We start from the raw sequence: 19454 nt of genomic DNA on the forward strand, positions 1-19454 counted from the left end.
GGACCTCGGTGAGACGCTCGCCCCCGCCCCCGAGGGATGCGGGCGGATACGGATAGGCAGCGATGTTTTTTAACCACGGATGGACACGGATGAGCACCAATGGGGACTGGTGATCGGAGATCTGTGGTGAAACCAACGTTGGAGTGGATCTGCGTTTCTCTGCGTCATCTGCGGTTGGATTTCTTTGACCACAGAGGGGGCAAAGGAACGCAGCGTGGGACGGAGGAGGGGCAACGCCGCGCCCCAATTTTATCGCCGCCGCGCGCCCGTGACGCGGCGGATCATGCCGTCGTCCTTCGTCATCAGGTAAAGCGTGCCGTCGCGCGGATCGTAGCTCACGCGTAGGTGGGCGCGTTTGAGATCGCCGATTTCCTTGAGGGTCGTTGGTTCACCGGCTGCGGTTTCGAAGTTCAGTTCGGAGATGGTGTGGTCGTCGAGCTCGGGGCCAAAATTCATGCTGAAGAGACGGCCGTTCACGATGTCGCCGAAGATGTAGCGATCCCGCAGCAAGGTGATGGGACCATGATACACGTAGCCACCGGTGATCGCCTGGCCCTCGCGGTGATCGTAGGCGCCGTGAGGCAGGATGGTCCCGGCAAGCTGTTCGGCGGTGGCGGGATGGATGACGGTCGGGTCGTCGAGCACATCGATACGGGCGGGACCCTCAAGGCGGGCGCGGCCCCAACCGTAGCTGCCGCCGGGCTCGATGAGGTTGACCTCCTCAATGTTGGTTTCGCCGATGTCGACGCCGATCAGCAGGCGGCGACCGTGGGCGAAGTCCCAGCTGAAGCGGTGCACGTTGCGGAAGCCATAGGCGTAGATCTCACGATGGATCGTGGGATCAGCGGTATCGGCGAAGGGGTTGGTGGGCGGAATGCCATAACTGGGAGTGCGGCCGTCGGAACCGCGCGGGTCGATGCGCATCATCGAACCAAGCAAGGTGCGCGGGTGACCGGCGCGATCCGGAACCTTGAGGTTGATGGAGCCGCCATCGCCGTGGCCGATGTAGAGCAGCCCGTAGTCGGGATCGCTCGGATCGTCGATCGGGGCGAAGGCGATCTCCTGGCTGCCGTGCGCGGTGGTGGGCGTGAGCCAGCGCATGACCTCGCGCGGTGGGCCGACCGGGATCAATCGGCCACCTGTCGTGGAAAGGTCGATACGCCATTCGTCGAGCACCCAGGCGAGGCGGGGGCTGGCGTCGGCCGGGATGACCTCGGGTAAATCGCCCGGATTGATGACGTCTTCGCCGGCCCACAGTTCGGAGTGGGTGGTGTAGAGCAGGCCGTTGCGGAGAAAGTCGGGATGGAAGGCAAAGGCGCCGAAGCCCGAGGCCACCCCGGGTGAGTCGGTGAAGCGCGGAAAATGTTCGCGGAGGTGGAAGACGAGGTGCGCGGCGCCGTCCTTGATCTGGTAGAGCGGTCCCATGAGGTCGTTGACCAGCAGAGCGTCGGCGTCACGGGGATCGGGTCGCAGCAACGCGATACCGGCGTAGGCCGGTCGATCGGGCAGGCGCGGCACCTCCGCCACCGGTTCCACGGTGAGGACGATGCCCGAGTCGACGATGGGCGGCACAAAACGCACGTCAGCATCGGCGCTCACCGGGGCGACGGGGCGCGGGGCGAGATCGCGCGATTCGGTTTCCTCGTGCAGGTAAGCGATGATGGCACGAATGCGGTCCTCGCCCAAGTGCGCAAAGGCCGGCATGGGCACTTGATAGCGGGCGAGCAGGGCCTTGGCGCGGGTATCGCCGGAGGCCAGCACGGCGGCGGGATCGGCGATCCACTGGGTCAGCGTCGACTCGTCGAGCAACCGCGTGATCCCGCCGAGGGGCGGTCCGAAGGAGACCGCCTCAAGTTGGTGGCAGGCGCCGCAATTTTTGGCGAAGAGTTCGCGACCGGAGTCGGCGGCGCTGGAGACGGCGGCCAGCAGCAGGGTGGCCCCCAGGGCGGTGGGCAAAAGGTGGGAGGGGAGCAGGGGCAAGAGCCCGAGGTTTGAGCGGGCACCGCGCGCGGGCAAGCGGGCGCCTTGGTGAAAGTGCAGCAGACGATGTGGGGGCGCTGTTCCACGTCGTCGACGCCGACGAGTGACGCGCCAATCGCCTGGCGGTGCGTCGCGGGAAACAGCGGATCGTGGCGAGAGGAGGGTGGTGGGCCACGGGCGGACGCCTCCGGCCAAACCCGGTGTTTGTATCCAAAATGCCGATCGCGGGTGTGTCCCCAGTTTTGGGGACAGGCCGTCATCCCGGAGCTGTGATAGGATCGATTCAGTTACCCGGCGCGGATCAAACCGCGACTTTCCCCAGCCTGATAAGCCCTGCCATTCCCCCGAATTCCGCCGCCGCGATCTTTCGTGGCGAACCAGGAATGACTCCCCTCCGCCCCCCCGCTTTCCCACCAGCTTCCCGCCCGGTGCGCCGCCGCCAGTCCGGCGTCCTCACCGGCGGATATCCCAACCCAAGCAACCCCAACACCAATACATGAAAAGGATAACAAGTCGCTGCGTCCTGACTCTTTTGTCGGCGCTGTCACTCGGCACGGTTCCGTTATGGGCGCAAACCGCACCCGGCGGCACCGCCGCCGTGGATTCCGATATGGAAGGCGAGGAAATAATCGTCCTCGACCCGTTCACCGTCACGACCGAACACGAGGGCTACAAAGCGGAGGACACCCTCGGTGGTGCCCGCACCCGCACGAAACTCATCGATACGCCGTCGTCGGTTTCGGTCATCACGCCGAAGCTCCTACAGGACCTCGGTGTCACCAAGTCCGAGGACCTGCTGCGTTACACCACCGCCACCGAGACCGGCGGTCTCTACGGCAACTACTCCGGTATGACCTCCCGCGGCGCCGGCGTCACGGCGGGCGCGGAGTCCGGGCGTCTTTCCACGCCTCATGCACTCAATCGTTCCCGCGGTATCGGCTCCCTCGATAATACGCGCAACTATCTGCTGAGCAGCATTCCGTGGGACGGCTACAACATCAGCCGCGTCGAAATCGCGCGCGGACCGAACTCGTTCCTCTTCGGCGTCGGCTCTCCGTCCGGCATCTCCAACGTCATGACGAACAGCGCGTCCTACAAGGACTTCGGTTCGGTCGAGGGCCGCTATGGCAGCTATGGATCGACGCGGGCCGTGCTCGATATCAACAAGGAAATCCTCCCTGGCCAACTCGCGGTGCGTTTCGACTTCGTCGACGACCATGCGAAGTATGAACAGAAACCGGCCTACAGCGATACGAAGCGCGGTTACGGCGCCGTGATCTGGGAGCCGAAGTTTCTAGACGGCGACTTTGCCCACACTAAGATCCAAGCGAACTTCGAACGCGGCCAAGTCCGGTCAAACAACCCCCGCACGCTTCCGCCCATGGACTACGTCACGGGTTATCTGAAGGACCCGCGGATGAGTGCGACGGGTTACAATCTCTGGACCTATTCGGTCAGTTCCGCGCTCAACGGAACGGACCCCAACGCGAGTTTCTATTCGGGCAACGGCTCCTTCGGAAACTGGAACCAGTGGGGCACCAGCCCGTATTTCTATTGGGACGGGGCGACCGGAGATCTCATCCAAGCCGGCCAGCCGAACTACACCTCCCTCAACGGTTACGGCGAGGACACCAACCGCTTCCACGTTCACACCTGGGGTTACAACAACTTCGCGAAGAACATGAACGGCCTCTACCGGCAGCAAAACGGAATGGACGGCGGTGAGTTCGCGGGGGCCCTCGGTGGCTCCGTGACCTACTTCGACCAGACTCTGTCTGATCGGGGCATCTTCGACTACTACAAGCAGCTCATCGACGGTGACAACAAGCGCGAGTGGCAGGACTGGGATTCCGTTTCCCTCAACGTCGTCCAGACCCTGTTCGACCGCAAGCTCTCCCTGCAGGCCGTCGTTTCACACGAAAACTACAGCCGGGGCAGCGAAGGCATGCTCAATCACGGGCCGACGCTCATGCTCGACCTCGATGAGTATCTTTCCACCTATCCGTCCTGGTTTACCGGTCTGGCGACGAAGAACCCCAATGTGGGTCGACCCTTTGTCTTTGGTCCCTATGGCGGCGGTAACCGCAACTGGACCGAGCACGACAACATGCAGTTCACCGCGGCCTATGACCTCGATCTCGAGAGCATGTTTGCGAATGAGAGCTGGCTCGGCCGCCTGCTGGGCACCCATCAGTTCACCGGTCTGATCAGCCGCTCCGAACAGACCGATCGTGCCGTCGGCTACAAAACCGCCGGCATCGATCCGCTCTTCGCGGAGGAGTATGGCGGCGCGGCCAAGATCGCCGACAACCAGATCAACTGGCTCGCCTACCTCGGACCTTCACTGTTTGGCTGGAACACGGGCGGACCGACCCTGAGCAATCTGTCGACGCGGATTCCCGCGCAGAACGACCAGCTGCCCTATCTCGGCATGCAGGTCTGGAGCGATGAGTGGACGGCGGGTGCCGGCGTGGATCCCACGGCCGCGTGGAACATGCCCCTGCCGGACGGCACCACCCAGGTGCGCACCCAGGCCGACAACCCGGCCAACTATGCCGGTTATGTTCGCGTCCCGGCTTCGGTGATCACCTCCGACACGCACATGGACCAGCTGCGCACCAGCAGCTCGATGAAATCCCATCGCATCGATTCGAAGGCGATCATGTATCAGGGCCACCTCTGGGGTGACACCATCATCCCGTCGTTTGGCTATCGCGAGGACGTGACCGTGCAGCGCGGCACCACCGCCGTGCAAAACGATCTCGACGGCGACGGCAAACCGGATGCGGTTGAAACCGGCCTCTACCGGGAAATCACCCGGATCGAAGATACCACCGGGGCTGAGGCCACCACGCGCTCGACCAGCTATGGTGTCGCCGTTCACCTCCCGAAGGTCCTCAAGCAGAAGCTGCCGGAAGGCACGGATATCTCCCTGTATTACTTCCACGGCTCCAATGAGACTCCGAATGTCCGCTATGGCCTCGACGGCCTCCAGCTGCCCAACGAGTCGGGCGAAACCGACGATTACTCGATTCAGGTCGACTACAAAGGCAAGCTGACCGTGCGCCTGACCCGGTTCGACACCGTCAGCAAGTATGCGCAGGCTTCCTACGGCAGCCCGCTCGGGGGCAACGGCTGGTTCATCGGCGCGGCGCCCACCTGGGCGCTCACCATGGGCGCTTCCGCCTTGGCCGCCTGGGAGTTTCCGGACTCGGAGCTGAATCCGGAAATGGTCGCCAGCAGCTGGATCTCCAATTGGGCCCGCGACCCGGCTCGGGATGCGTTGATGCAGCAGATCGCCAAGGCCTTCAGCGAGGACTTCACGGAGTTCTACGACCAAGCCTACTGGGACCGCTACGGTGCCAATGTCGACGTCGCGGCGATCCAACGCGGCGACTGGCGGAACATCCTCACCAACACGGGGGTGACCCTGCCTTGGACGATCACCGGCGTCAACGACACCATTCACGGCGTGCAGGAGATCATCGACCAGGACGTCGGCTCGAAGGGCTACGAACTCGAGGTCACCTTCCGCCCGCGGAGCAATTGGGACATCACGTTCAACGTGGCCAAGGTCAACGCCACCCAGATCAAACTCGGCGATGCCGCCACCCGGCATCTCGAAGGCATGAAGCACCTCTTCGTTGACACCGCCTTGGGCGATATCGCGATGTGGGGCACCTACAACGACGCGGGGGCCTGGCGCTCGGAGTTCACCAAGAACCTCTGGGCTCCCTACAACATCCAGGTGGCCCTCACCGGTTCCGATCAACCCGAAGTCCGCGAATGGCGTTTTAACGGCATCACCAACTATCGCTTCGACGAAGGCCGTCTCAAGGGCTTCAACATTGGCGGTGCCTTCCGTTGGGAAGACCGTCCCACCCTCGGCTTCGGTATTTACAACAAGGATATCGGCCAAGGTGAGACCCTCTGGATCTCCGACGTGAACCAGCGCCTCCAAGGCAAGGCCGACCAACACTTCGACCTCTGGCTCGGTTACGAGCGTCAGTTGACCGATGCGGTGCGGGGTCGTCTGCAGGTCAACATCCGCAACGTGGGCGAGAACACCAAACTCGTCCCGATCACGTTGCAGCCGAACGGCGATGTCGCCCAGTCTCGCATCCAATCCGGTCAGACCGCCGATGTGAGTGTGAAGTTCATGTTCTGATCAACTCCGACCCCTTGGGCCGGGTCTGAATATCACGAGGCTCCCTGTCCGTCTCCGGCAGGGAGTCTTTTTCTGTCGGCACGCCGTCCGGCGGTCGACGTCCTCCTGGGTTGCGAGGTGGACGCAGACGTCCCTGTCCGCGTCTTTCACCCGCTCACAGTCCTTCCTCCGCTCGTCTGTCGCGCGTTTTGGGGACGCGCGCCGCTGACCGGAGCGTGTTAGGGTGGGGGAGTTCCCGCCCCTTAAACCTCCCCTTATGTTCGATCGTTTCCTCCCTCTCCGTCGCCGCGTCCAGCTGGCGGCCGTTCTCGCCCTGGCTCCGACCGCCCGTGCCGTCGCCGAGTCGCACCCGGCGTTCGCGCCGCGCCAGTGGATCACGTCCGCCCCGGTTCTGTCAGCCGTCGCCGATGACCGACACCCCATCGTTTCGGTGAAAGATCCTACGGTCGTGCGCCACGACGGGCGCTGGCACGTCTTCACCACCACCGCCGATACGAGCGGCGAATGGCGCATGGCCTATTTCAACTTCGCGTCCTGGGCCGAGGCCGACCGCGCCGAGATTTTTCATCTCGACCAGAACCCGGCCTTCGATGGCTACAACTGCGCGCCGCAGGTCTTCTACTTCCGCCCTCAGCAGAAGTGGTATCTGATCTTCCAGTCCCAGCAGCCCCGTTTCTCCACGACCGACGACCTGTCGGATCCTCTGTCCTGGAGCGAGCCGCAGGACTTCTTCGCTGGCACGCCGGCGAGCGTGGTCGAGGGCTGGCTCGATTACTGGATCATCTGCGACGACACCCACGCGTATTTGTTTTTCCCCGACGACCACGGCCGCTTCTATCGCAGCCGCACCCGACTAATCGATTTTCCCCGCGGCTTTGATGAGCCGGTCGTCGTGCTGCAGGAGCCCAACGCCGCCGACCTCTTTGAAGGCTCGTGCGTCTATAAGCTGAAGGACACGAACCAATACCTCTGCCTCGTCGAGTGCATCGGCCGGGAGAACGGCAGCCGTTACTACCGCGCCTTCACCGCCGACCGGCTCGACGGCGAGTGGCAACCCCTGCCGGGCGCGGACACCGAGGTCGCGCCCTTCGCCGGCAACGCCAACGTGAGCGCGCCGGGCGGCGGCGAACGCTGGACCGACGGCATCAGTCACGGCGAGCTCCTGCGCGAGGGAGTCGACGAGACCATGACGATCGATCCCGCCAACCTGCGCTTCCTCTACCAGGGCCTGCCGGTGGGCCGCGCGGTGCCGGAGTATTCACAACTTCCCTACAGCCTGGCCCTGCTGGGGTCGGCGGACTTCGTCCGGAGCGTGACCCCGGCGTCGGCGGCGATGGCCGACATCCGCACGCCGCCGCCGCCGGCGACGCCGCGCATCAACGGCCCGACGATCTTTGGCGTCCGTCCCGGCTCCCCGTTCCTCTACACCATTCCGGTGACCGGCGAGCGGCCGATGACCTACGCGGTGGATGACCTGCCTGCCGGCCTCGCTGTCGACGCGGCGACCGGCCGCATCACCGGTCGCCTCGCCGCGCCCGGTGAGCACCACGTGGTGTTTCGCGCCAGCAACGCGCTTGGCGAGGCTGAAAAGCCGTTTCGCATCGTGGTGGGCGACAAGATCGCCCTCACGCCGCCGCTGGGCTGGAACAGTTGGAATTCCTGGGCCGGATCGGTCGATCAGGACAAGGTGCTGCGCTCGGCCCGCGCGCTCGTTTCGTCCGGCTTGGCGAACCACGGCTGGACCTACGTTAACATCGACGACACCTGGCAGGGCGAACGCGGCGGTCCGCACTTCGCGATCCTCGGCAACGAGAAATTCCCCGACATGAAGCAGCTCTGCGACGAGATCCACGCCCTGGGTCTCAAGGCCGGCATCTACTCGTCGCCTTGGGTCACCACCTACGCCGGTTTTCGCGGCGGTGCCAGCGATGCGCCGGACGGCTCGTGGACGCGGATCGAGGGCTACGACCACTACCAGGCCAATCATCGCCTCGGCGCCTACACCTTTGAGGCAAATGACGCCGCGCAATGGGCCGAGTGGGGCTTTGATTACCTGAAATACGACTGGAATCCCAACGACGTGCCGCACACCAAGGCCATGGCCGCAGCCCTGCGCGCCACCGGTCGGGACATCGTCTTCAGCCTGTCCAATGCCGCGCCGTTCGAGGACATCGCCGAGCTCTCGCAGTATGCCAACGCCTGGCGCACCACCGGCGACATCGTCGATGTCTGGGCACCGCCCGCGCCTGAGTGGTGGCAGAACTCCGTCACCGAGATCGGTTTCAATCAGGACCGCTGGGTGCCGCACGGTGGTCCGGGCCACTGGAACGATCCCGACATGCTCGTCGTCGGTTGGGTGGGGTGGGGTCCCAACCTGCACCCGACCCGCCTGACGCCGGCGGAGCAATATTCCCACATCAGCCTCTGGGCCATGCTCGCCTCCCCGCTGCTCATCGGCTGCGATCTCGAGCGCCTCGATCCTTTCACGCTGAACCTCCTCACCAATGACGAAGTGCTCGCCATCAACCAGGATGCCCTCGGCCGCTCCGCGCACCGCGTCGCGACGCCGGGCGCGATCGAGGTCTACCGCAAGGAGCTCGAGGACGGGAGCGTCGCGGTCGGTTACTTCAACCGCGGCGAAAATCCGCAACGCCTGCCGGTGAACGTCACGCAGCTCGGGCTCGGCGCCGCGCCCCGCATCCGCGACGTCTGGCGTCAGCAGGACATCGCGCCGGTCGAGGGCGTGCTCGAGGTCACTGTCCCGGGCCACGACGTGATGCTCTACCGGATCACGCCGGTCGCCGTTCCGTGACGGCCTTGTCCCGAGTTTTCGGGACAAGCTCTGTCCCTTCGATCCGGCTAGGCTTGGCGCCTTGCGTTCATGCGGTCCAGCCGCCGGTCCACCCATCCTCAACCCCTTTTCCCTTTTCCATCTTGAATACCACACTTCTCCGCCGTGCCCGTGGCCTGTTCGCGACCGTCGCGATTTCGGGCTTCCTCTTAATTCCGTTTGGCGCCTTCGCCCAGCTGCCGACGCCGACCTACGGGTGGAATCTCGGCAACGACCACGAAGCCCTGCCGAACCCTGGCGCCTGGGGGCCGACGGCCACGCAGGCGCTGATTAACAACGTGGCCGACGCCGGCTTCAACGTTATCCGCATTCCCTGCGCGTGGGACACCCACGCCGATCAGTCGACCCTCCAGATCGATCCCGCCTTCATGGCGCGCGTCAAAGAGGTGGTCGATTGGTGCTACGCGAGGAACCTATACGTTATCGTCAACTGCCATTGGGACGGCGGATGGCTCGACGAAAATATCGGAGATACGCCTGATCCGGTGGTCACACAGAAGATGAACAGCTATTGGACGCAGATCTCCAAAGCGTTCAGCGACTATGACGAGCACCTGGTTTTCGCTGGAGCGAACGAGCCGCCCGCCCATACGGCTGCGGAGGTGGCGACGTTGATGGACTACTATCAGACGTTCATCGATGCCGTCCGCGCCACCGGCGGCAACAATAGCACGCGCTGGCTCGCGATTCAGGGACCCAATACCAACATCGATGTCACCTACGACATGGTGAACACGCTGCCGTCGGACACCACCCCCGGCCGGCTCATGGTCGAGGTCCATCACTATCCCTTTCAATGGAGCATCATGGACGCCGATGCGTCCTGGGGCAAAATGTTCTACTTCTGGGGCCAGGGCTATCACTCCCCCACGATGACCGACCGCAATTCCACTTGGGGCGAGGAGGACTACACCGACGAGCAGTTTCAGAAGATGGCGGACAAGTTCACCAGCAAGGGAATCCCGGTGATCCTCGGCGAATGGGGAGCCATGAAGCGCACGGGGTATTCGGACCTTACGGGGACGGAGCTGGTCCGACACCTCGCCTCACGAACCTACTATTACAAGACGATCACGAGGAAGGCGAACGCCCTCGGCATCAAGCCGATCTACTGGGACGCCGGCGGGACCGGACGCAACACCATGTGGCTGTTCGACCGCTCGCAAGCGTCGGCTCCGCTGATTGATCCGGATGCCGCTCGCGCCCTCACCGGCGGTCCCGCCTTGTTGCCGTCGGGGGAACTCGAGGAGGTCGCCTCCGTCGTGCCCGAGTATGGCTGGGCGCCCTTCACGGTCGGCCAGGCCGGCACATGGATGCCCACCGGCAGTTGGGTCGAAAGTGGACTCACCTACAGCGCTGTCGGCCTACCGGACTGGGCGAGCCTCGACGCGACCACGGGCACGATCAGCGGCACGCCGCCGGGCGGCGCCGCTGGCACCGTGGTCCAAGCCACCATCACGGTCACGGCTGGCGCCGAATTGCTCGGTCGGCAAAAACTCAACCTTGTCATGGCGACGCCGGGCTCGGGCCTTTCGCCGGTCAACATGGCGACGCGCGGCGTGGTCGGCGCGGGCGAACAGGCGCTCGCACTCGGTTTTGTGGTGGGCGGGGACTCACCGCGCGATTTTCTTATTCGGGCGGTGGGCCCGACCATCGGCGCCGCGCCCTACCACGTCGGCGGTGTGCTGGCCGATCCGCAGCTGGCCGTCTACCGTCAGCAGGGAGCGATCCTGAGCTCGAACGACAACTGGGAGGATGCCGCCGATTCGGCGGTGATCGCCGCGACCTCGGCTGGCGTGGGGGCCTTTGCGCTCAACGCGGGCAGCCGCGACGCCGCGTTGCAGGTGACGCTGGAACCCGGGCTCTACTCGGCCCGGGCCACCGGCGCCGAAAATGGCACCGGGGTGGCGTTGGTGGAGTTTTACGATGTGACGAGCGGCCCCTCCGGCGGGACGCTCCTGAACGTTTCGACCAGCGCGCGCGTCGGCACGGGTGACGAGGTGCTCATTCCCGGCTTGGTGCTGCGCGGTGACGGCACGCGGCGTCTGCTGGTGCGGGCGGTCGGCCCGACCCTCGCGGACTATGATGTCGACGGCGTGCTCCCGGACCCGCACATGACGCTGGTGAAGGACGGGCAGGTCCTGGCGACCAACGATGACTGGGGCCAGGGGACCGATGTGGCGGAGATCAAGGCGGTGGGCGCCGCGGTGGGGGCGTTCCCCTTGCCGGACCAGTCGCGCGACGCGGTGCTGTTGGCCACCGTGCCCGCCGGCGCCTACTCCGTCGTGTTGCGGGGCGTTGGCGACAGCACCGGGATCGCTCTGCTGGAGGTGTATCTGGTGCCGTGAACGGCGCATTCCCCGCCGCGCGGAACTGTCATGAATTTTGGCGACAATCGCTGGCGGCTGAAATCGGTTATGATGCCGGCTCAACTCCTCTGTCATCAAGATTTGAATACGATTTGCGCAACTTTCCGCCGTTCGATCCGGGGTGCGACCGTGGGGTCACACCGGCCTCTCCGCATCGCAACCGGGCGAACGGCGGATTTTTTGTTGTGGTCCCTTTGGAGTCCGATGGTCGCAGCGAAGACCGCAGGTTTCCATGTCTAGGAGGTATGTTATGAGGGAGGCACCGGCTTGTCGGCCGGTGCCTCCATTTGCCTTTATGTTACGCTTCCCCGTTTTCCGTTACCTTGGGTTGGCGGTCGTGACCTGCCTGGGCTCCGCGCGCGCCGAGGTCGTGCCGGCGCCGCTCTTCCGCGATCATGCCGTGCTGCAGCAGGGCATGCCGATTCCCGTCTGGGGCACGGCCGATGATGGTGAACAGGTGACCGTCACACTGGCCGGCCAACGTGCAACCACCGTCGCGCGTGACGGTCGCTGGAGCGTGCGGTTGGATCCGCTACCGGTCGGCGGACCGCATACGCTCACCATCGCGGCTCGCAACCGGCTCGAGTTCACCGACGTGCTGATTGGCGAAGTCTGGGTCTGCAGCGGCCAGTCCAACATGGAGCGTCAGCTCGGCCTGCGGGAATGGCAGCCGCCAATCACCGACTGGGAGGCGGAGGCGGCCGCGGCCGACTATCCGCTCATCCGTCACTTCGGGGTCGAGCAGCGCACGGCCCTGGACCCGCAGACGGACGTGGGTGGCGAGTGGCTGGTCTGCACCCCGGAAACGGTGACGCGGTTTTCGGCGGTGGGCTATTTCTTCGGCCAGGCCCTGCACCTCGCGCGGGGCACGCCGATCGGGTTGATTCACGCGGCTTGGGGCGGCACGCCGGCGGAGGCCTGGACCAGCACGGAGGGCATCGCTCAGCTGCCGGAGTTCAACGCCATCGCCGCCCGGGTGGAGCAGGTTCGGCGGGATCCCAAGCGGGCCAGGGCGGCTTATGAACGGGAACTCGCCGATTGGTTTCGGCAGAACGATCGTGGCTCGCGGGCAAATCCTCCGTGGACGGGCGCCGGGCTCGATAGTGGAACGTGGCCCACCATGTCCCTGCCGACGCTGTGGGAGAACGCGGGTTTGCCGGGCTTTGATGGCGTGGTCTGGTTTCGGCGCGAAATCGACCTGCCGGCCGATTGGACTCCGCGCGAAGCCGAACTTCACTTGGGTGCGATCGACGATCTGGACACCACTTGGGTCAACGGCCACGTCGTGGGCGGGGGCAGAGTATGGAACGAAGCACGCGTTTACCGCCTCGCTCGCGGGCTCCTGCGGCCGGGGCGCAATGTCATCGCCGTGCGGGTGCTCGACACCGGCGGAGGCGGCGGCATCTGGGGCCAGGAGGCGCTGCGGCTTACGTGGGGGGAGGGCGAGGATCAGTCGCTGGCCTTGGCCGGCGCGTGGCGCTACCAGTCCACCGTGGCCGCTCGCGAAGCGCCGCCCACTCCGTTTGATCCCGGCGTTGGTCCCGGGGTCCCTACCACCCTCTACAACGGCATGATCGCGCCGCTCGTGCCCTACGCGATGCGCGGGGTGATCTGGTATCAGGGCGAGGCCAATGCGCCGCAGGCCGAGCTCTACCAACGGCTCTTTCCGACCATGGTGGCCGACTGGCGGCGAGCCTGGGGGCAGGGCGATTTTCCGTTCCTTTATGTGCAGATCGCGCCGTTCCGGGAGATGCCGCCGGAGATCCGGGAAGCGCAGCGTCTCTCGCTCGACCGGATACCCAACTCCGCCATGGCCGTGACGATCGACGTCGGCGATGCCGAGGACATTCACCCGGCCAACAAGCGGCCGGTGGGCGAACGCCTTGCGCTGGCGGCGCGGGCTTTGGCTTATGGCGAGGACATTCCGTATTCCGGCCCGCTCTACCAGGCGTTGCGGGTCGAGGGCGATCGCGCGATCCTGAGCTTCAGCCACGTCGGCGGCGGACTGGTCGCCCGCGGCGGCGAACTGTTTGGGTTCAGGCTGGCGGGGGCAGACGGCATGTTTCATCCGGCGCGCGCAAAAATCGTGGGCGACACCGTTGAAGTGACCGCACCCGAGGTGGCGGGGCCGGTGGCGGTGCGCTACGGCTGGGCCAACGTGGCGGCGGGCAATCTCTACAACGCCGCCGGCCTGCCCGCGTCGCCGTTTGCGACCGATCCGGTGTTTTAAGGCGACTGGAATCAGACTGTAGCCGGGGGCGGTGCCCCCGGTGCAGGAGCCTTTCCGCCGCAATCACCGGGGTCACCGACCCCGGCTACAGTCATCTGCCGAATCGACCGGCGGCCTTTTAATGCCGCGCGATCAGTCGCGGCGGCGCGCGGTCATCGAGGGCGGCAGATTGGCGACCAGCGCCACGGCCTGGGCGCGCGAGTGCACGTGCAGCTTCTCGTAAATGCGGCGCACGTAGGTGTTCACCGTTTGGTAGCTGATGCCGATGACGTCGGCGATTTCCTTGTAGAGGTAACCTTGGGCGAGGAGGGTGAGCACCTCGTTCTCCCGGTTGGAAAGGGCGTCGGTCGGGCACTTGCCCGGGCTCGGCCGTTGCAGCGATTGGACCACTTTGCGCGCGATGTTGCTGCTCATGGGCGAACCGCCTTCGTGGACTTCGCGCAGGGCGGCGATCAAGGCTTCGCGCGAGGTTGTCTTCACCAGATAACCGGTCGCGCCGGCCGAGAGCGCCTCGAAGATGTGGTTGGAATCTTCATACACGGTGAGCATGACAAACTGGGTGGCGGGAAGCTGCGGTTTGAGCTGGCGCACGCATTCGATGCCACTGAGGCCGGGGAGGTTGATGTCAGCCAGCACCACATCGGGGCCGACTTCGGCGATGCGGGGCAGGGCTCTTTCGACATCCGAAAAGACGCCGGCGCAGGTGAAGCTCTCGGCTTCGTTCAACCAGTTGGTGAGAATGCCGCGAACCGAGTTGTCGTCTTCCACCACCATGGCGGTGATGGTGGCGGGTGGCTGGGCGGTGGAGGACTGGGGGGATTCTGTTTTCACGATGAAAGGGGGAGGGTCAGTGAATCGCGGGCGGAGGTCGGACGGGAGAAGCCGCCTCGGGCACGGGCACCACGAAGGTCACGCTCGTGCCGGCGCCGGGCGCGCTGGTGAGGTCGACCCGGCCGCCAATGCGGGCCAGGCGCGCGGCCAGGTTGGACAGACCGTTGCCGGCGGCGATGCGATCGGGTTGGGCGGAATTTGCGGCCGTGGGGTCGAAGCCGTGGCCATCGTCACGCACCGTCAAGGCGAAGGCCCGGTCGCCGTGCAGTTCAAAGGTCACCCGCACCTCGCGGGCCGCGGCGTGTTTGGCGACGTTGTTGAGCGCCTCCTTGAAGGCGAGGAAGAGGTGGTGGCGGATTTCGGCGGTGAGCGGCCAGGCCGGGACCTCCACCGGCACATCGAGCCGGCAGCGCAGCTCGGCCGGGGCGAGGAAGCCCTGCGCGTAGCGGCACATGTAGTCGACGAGGCTGTCGAGCGTGTCGTGCCGCGGATCGACGGCCCACACGATCTCATCGAGGGAACGGGTCACCTCGCGGGCGGTGGCGTAGATGTTGGACAACATCGCCGCGGTGCGGCCGGGCTCGGTGAGGTCGCCGCGCGCGGGCTGACTGAGCATGGCGATACGGGAAAGACTGGCGCCGACGTCGTCGTGGATATCCTGGGCGATGCGGGCGCGCTCCCGTTCGATCTCGTGTTGGCGTTCCATGCGTTCGATCTGTCGCTGCATCCGTCGACGGGTGACGAACCGCGCGAGACCGGCGACGGCGGCGGCCCCGCCGAGACCGCCGAGGCCGAGGAACCACCAGGTTTCCCAGAAGAAGGGCGTGACGGTGAACGCCAAGTCTGCGCCGACGTTGTTCCAGACGCCGTCGTTGTTGCAGGCGATGACGCGAAAGCGGTAGTGCCCGGCGGGCAGGCGGCTGTAGGGCGCAAAACGGTTGCTGCCGCCATCCACCCAATCCTTGTCGAAACCCTCGAGGCGGTATTTGAAACGCACCTTGTCGGGGGCGACGAAACTCAGGGCGCTGAACCGAAATTCCAGGCGCCCGTGATCGGGCGGCAGGTCCGTCGGCAGCAGCCCGCCGGCCGTGGTCACCGTCTGGCCGTCGACGACCAGCGCTTCGAAGACGACCGGCGGTGGCAAGGGGTTGGATTGGATGCGGGTCGGATCAACCGCCACCGGTCCGGCACTGCTGGCAAACCACAGACGGCCATCCGTGGTGCGGCATCCGGCGCCCTGGCGCCCGCCCAGAAATTCGGCCACGGGCAGGCCGTCACTGCGATCGAAAACCTGGCTGGGAAAGGTCGGGCTGAGCCCGTCGGCGCAGCGGTTCAAGTCCGCCTTGGCCACGCGTTGAATCCCGTGATGGGTGCTCAACCAGAGGAAGCCGCGGTCGTCCTCCAGCACGTGACAAACGGCACTGTCGGCGAGGCCGTGCCGCACGCCGAGGTTGACGAAGTGACCGTCCCGGAAACGCGTCAAACCGTTGTCGGCGGTGCCGATCCACACGCTGCCATCCGGGTCGGCGTGGAGGCTCTGAATGGAGTTGCTGCCCACGCCATCTTCGCGGCGGAAAAAGGTCACTTCGCCGTTGGCAAACCGGGCGAGTCCGCCGTGGGAAAAACCGCACCACAGTGCGCCCGTGATATCCGCGGCGATGGCGCTGACGTCGTCGCCGCTGCCGCCGGGGGAGGGGAGGATCCGGTGCAGGCCGTCGTCGCGCAGCACGGTCAGCCCATCGCGATGGCCGACCAACAGCTCCCCGGTGTCGGTCTGGGCCATGAGGCCGACCACGGGACTCGTCGTTTCGAGCACTCCCGGCGGCCGCACAAATGCGTCTCCCTCCAGCCGATAGGGGCCGCCCCACCAATAGTTGCCGGCCCACACCGCCCCATCGGGCCCCTCGGCGACCGCGGAAATGTAGGGGTTGCTCAGCCCGTCGTCCGGCCCGTAGTGGTTCCAGCGACCGGACGCATGGCGGTAAAGCCCGGCGCCGTCGGTGCCGATCCACAGGGCGTTGTCCGCGCCGGGGGCGAGGGCAAGCGTGCTGCAACGCTCCCACTGGTCGGGCGACTCGAGGGTGCTGAACGCGCTGGGGTGAATCGACACCAGGCCGGCACTGCCCGCGCCGACCCACAGCGTGCCCTCGCGGTCCTCGTAGAGAAAGCGCACCCAGTCCTGCGGCAGCCCGTTGGTGTGGTCGAAGCGGGCGGGCGGGCGGCCGTCACCAAAAATCAGATACAATCCGGCTCTGATCGTGCCCACGGCGAGGGTGCCGTCGCGCAACTCGAGGCATTGCGCGATGGTGGCGGGCGGCCAGGGATAGGCGCCGCGGTTCTCTGTCCAGCGTCCGCCGGCGAGTTTGCGGATGAAGCCGTCGTAAAGCACCCAAACCCCGCCATCGGCCGCCGCGGCGATGCCGCCGACCCAGTCGTGATAGTGCGGGTCGGGAAGTTCGAGCGCCGTCAGTTGGTCGTCCGCCAATTGCCAGGCCCGGTTGTTTTCGATCAGGTAGATGCGGCCGTCGGCGCTGTGCGACCAGTTCATGATGCCGGGGGGCTCGCCGGCGATCTGCGAAGGCAGGACGAGGCCGTTGTCGAGGCAGCTAACCGCCCCGTTTTCGTGCATGGCCCAGACCTTGCCGGCGTCGTCGCTGCCCAGACCGATGATTTTCTCCACGCCCAGGCCGGACGGCGTCACCCGCTGCTCGAAGCGACCCTCGCGGAGCCGCGCGATGCCGCCCGCTTCCTGGCCGATCCAGAGGTTGCCGACGGCGTCCTCAAACAGGCGCGATATTCGCCGGTCCTGAATTTCCGGGGTATTGGCCGAGTCGAAGACCACGAAACGATCGCCGTCGAAGCGGGCGAGACCGCTGGTCGTGCCGAACCACAGGTAGCCGTCGCGGGTCTGCAGCGCCGCGGTCACCAGGTTCTGAGGAAGACCGTCCTCGGTGCGCCAGATCCGCAGCGCGTAGCCCTCGGCCAGCGCGGTCTCGGCGCCGGCGGCGGGCGAGACGAGCAAGATGGCGAGGCTCAGGCAGGCGAGATGACGAAGGACCAGGGGCATGGAGGGAACACCGCCGGCGACCACCGGACGGCCGGAGACGACGGGATGGGAATCGTAGCGAGCGCACCAGCATGGCGGCAAGATTGGAGCCACGGCTCGCCCGCGCAGGATAACGCACGAACCGCCGCTCGGCACGTCGCGAGATTTCGGGACAGGTCACGCCGGCATTGCGGGTCGCGCCGGGACGCTCTCTGCGCTGCAGTGCATGGATTTCTCGCTCTCCAACCGGCAGACCTCCGGTCTGCGCAAGCCCCCGACACCCCTTGACATGATGACCCCCTCCATGCCCTTCCTGCGCACGTGCCTTGCGCTGATACCGCTGGCTTCGACCGTGTTTGCCTCGATCCCGAGCGACGCTGTGCCGACGGTGATTGTTGATACCTCCGTTGAACCCATGGCGACGGGCCGTTTCGAGCCGACCTGGGCATCGCTGCAGCAATACGAAGTGCCCGCGTGGTTCCGCGACGCCAAGTTTGGCATCTGGGCCCATTGGGGACCGCAGTGTGAGCCGGAGCGGGGTGACTGGTATGCGCGGCACCTTTATCTGGAGGACGGTCCCTTGTGGGGCGCCAACGTCACCGCTTCCCATCGCGAGCGGTATGGCCATCCGTCGGAGGCGGGATTCAAAGAGGTCATTCACGCTTGGCAGGCGGAGCGCTGGGATCCGGAAAAGCTCATGGCGCTCTATCAGCGGGCCGGCGCGCAATACTTCTTCGCCCTCGCCAATCACCACGACAACCTCGACCTCTGGGATTCGAAATATCAACCGTGGAACTCCGTCCGGGTCGGTCCGAAAAAGGACCTGGTTGCGGGCTGGGCCCGGGCCGCGCGGGCGCATGGTCTCAAGTTCGGCCTGAGTGTGCACGCGTCCCACGCCTGGAGCTGGTATGAGCCCTCGCAAGGGGCGGACCAAAAGGGCGCTCTGGCCGGCGTGCCCTATGATGGGAAACTCACCGCGGCCGACGGCGCGGGCACCTGGTGGGAGGGACTGGATCCGCAGGATCTCTACGAACAACGTCACACGCCGGTGCCCGGGTTCGAGGACCCCAAGACGATCCATCAGGTCTGGGAGTGGCAGGCGCCGCTCACGCCGCCCGACCAAGCGTATTGCGAAAAGTTCTACAACCGCACCATCGACCTGATCAACCGCTACGACCCGGACCTCCTTTACTTCGACGATACGGCCCTGCCGCTCTGGCCGATCAGCGACGCGGGCCTCAAGATCGCGGCCCATTTCTACAACCGCAACCAGGCGCGGATGGGCAATGACGGTGTGCTCTTCGGCAAGATCCTCCAACCCGACCAGCGCCGGTGCATGGTGTGGGACATCGAGCGCGGCCAGAGCAATGTGATCGAGCCCGAACCCTGGCAAACCGACACCTGTATCGGCAGTTGGCACTACGATCGCGGCATCTACGACAACCACGGCTACAAGAGCGCCCGAACCGTCGTGCACACGCTCATCGATGTGGTCAGCAAGAACGGCAGCCTGCTGCTCAACATCCCGTTGCGCGGCGACGGCACTCCCGACGAACTTGCGATTGCGATCGTCGAAGGCATCGCCGACTGGATGCAGATCAACCAGGAGGCCATTCACGGCACCCGCCCCTGGAAGGTCCTCGGCGAAGGACCGCAGCTGGCCAACGTGAAACCGCTGCAGGGTCCCGGTTTCAACGAGGGGCAGAAGAGTGAACTCACCGCCGCGGACATCCGTTTCACCCGCCAGGGCGACACCGTCTACGCCTTTGTGATGGGCGCGCCCACCGGCACCATTCGTATCCAGTCGATGGGCACGAACGCCGGACTGCTCGATGGTGAGATTGCCGCCCTCACGCTGCTGGGCAGCGACGAACAACCCGTTTGGTCGCGCACCGCCGAGGCCCTCGTGATCGAGGCGCCGCGGACGATTCCCAACGACATTGCGATCGTGTTCGCGATCGCGGTCGCCCGCTGACCCG

General features: G+C 65.5%; 8 protein-coding genes. 5 read left to right on the plus strand and 3 right to left on the minus strand.

Translation table 11 applies throughout. The features are described 5' to 3' along the window. Positions 1–249: 249 nt before the first annotated feature. The gene (locus AC0MRV_RS07555; RefSeq protein WP_472763835.1) at positions 250–1956 is read right to left on the minus strand and encodes a PQQ-dependent sugar dehydrogenase; all 1707 of its coding nucleotides are present in this window, start codon (positions 1954–1956) and stop codon (positions 250–252) included. Between the two features lie 556 nt (positions 1957–2512). Between AC0MRV_RS07555 and AC0MRV_RS07560 the strand changes: the two genes are divergently transcribed. The 4 genes from AC0MRV_RS07560 to AC0MRV_RS07575 all read left to right on the plus strand — a co-directional run bounded on the left by AC0MRV_RS07560 (position 2513) and on the right by AC0MRV_RS07575 (position 13598). Next, on the plus strand, positions 2513–6148 hold the full coding sequence (locus AC0MRV_RS07560; protein WP_472763836.1) for a TonB-dependent receptor plug domain-containing protein: 3636 nt from the start codon (positions 2513–2515) through the stop codon (positions 6146–6148). A gap of 256 nt (positions 6149–6404) precedes the next feature. Continuing rightward, positions 6405–8960 (plus strand): non-reducing end alpha-L-arabinofuranosidase family hydrolase, encoded by a 2556-nt coding sequence (locus AC0MRV_RS07565; protein WP_472763837.1) that lies wholly within the window; start codon positions 6405–6407, stop codon positions 8958–8960. Between the two features lie 122 nt (positions 8961–9082). Next, positions 9083–11347 carry a cellulase family glycosylhydrolase gene (locus tag AC0MRV_RS07570; RefSeq protein WP_472763838.1) on the plus strand — a complete coding sequence of 755 codons (2265 nt, stop codon included), beginning with the start codon at positions 9083–9085 and terminating at the stop codon, positions 11345–11347. Positions 11348–11663: 316 nt separating this feature from the next. Continuing rightward, positions 11664–13598 (plus strand): sialate O-acetylesterase, encoded by a 1935-nt coding sequence (locus AC0MRV_RS07575; RefSeq protein WP_472763839.1) that lies wholly within the window; start codon positions 11664–11666, stop codon positions 13596–13598. A gap of 132 nt (positions 13599–13730) precedes the next feature. Here AC0MRV_RS07575 and AC0MRV_RS07580 read toward each other — a convergent pair whose 3' ends face one another. Next, a complete protein-coding gene (locus AC0MRV_RS07580) occupies positions 13731–14429 on the minus strand; it encodes a response regulator (protein WP_472763840.1) in 699 nt (232 codons plus the stop codon). A gap of 16 nt (positions 14430–14445) precedes the next feature. Continuing rightward, a complete protein-coding gene (locus tag AC0MRV_RS07585) occupies positions 14446–17496 on the minus strand; it encodes a sensor histidine kinase (protein ID WP_472763841.1) in 3051 nt (1016 codons plus the stop codon). Between the two features lie 268 nt (positions 17497–17764). Here AC0MRV_RS07585 and AC0MRV_RS07590 point away from each other — a divergent pair, with 268 nt between their 5' ends. Continuing rightward, complete coding sequence (locus AC0MRV_RS07590; protein ID WP_472763842.1) at positions 17765–19450, plus strand: alpha-L-fucosidase; 1686 nt, start codon at positions 17765–17767, stop codon at positions 19448–19450. Positions 19451–19454 lie beyond the last annotated feature (4 nt).

Source organism: Actomonas spartinae (assembly GCF_051209155.1).
Taxonomy (GTDB): Bacteria; Verrucomicrobiota; Verrucomicrobiia; order Opitutales; family Opitutaceae; genus Actomonas.

What these genes read in the sequence shown, in the direction of transcription:
- AC0MRV_RS07565 (WP_472763837.1), top strand. Translation starts at nt 6,405, where the DNA reads ATGTTCGATCGTTTCCTCCCTCTCCGTCGCCGCGTCCAGCTGGCGGCC.
- AC0MRV_RS07575 (WP_472763839.1), top strand. Translation starts at nt 11,664, where the DNA reads ATGTTACGCTTCCCCGTTTTCCGTTACCTTGGGTTGGCGGTCGTGACC.
- AC0MRV_RS07585 (WP_472763841.1), bottom strand. Translation starts at nt 17,496, where the DNA reads ATGCCCCTGGTCCTTCGTCATCTCGCCTGCCTGAGCCTCGCCATCTTG.
- AC0MRV_RS07590 (WP_472763842.1), top strand. Translation starts at nt 17,765, where the DNA reads ATGATGACCCCCTCCATGCCCTTCCTGCGCACGTGCCTTGCGCTGATA.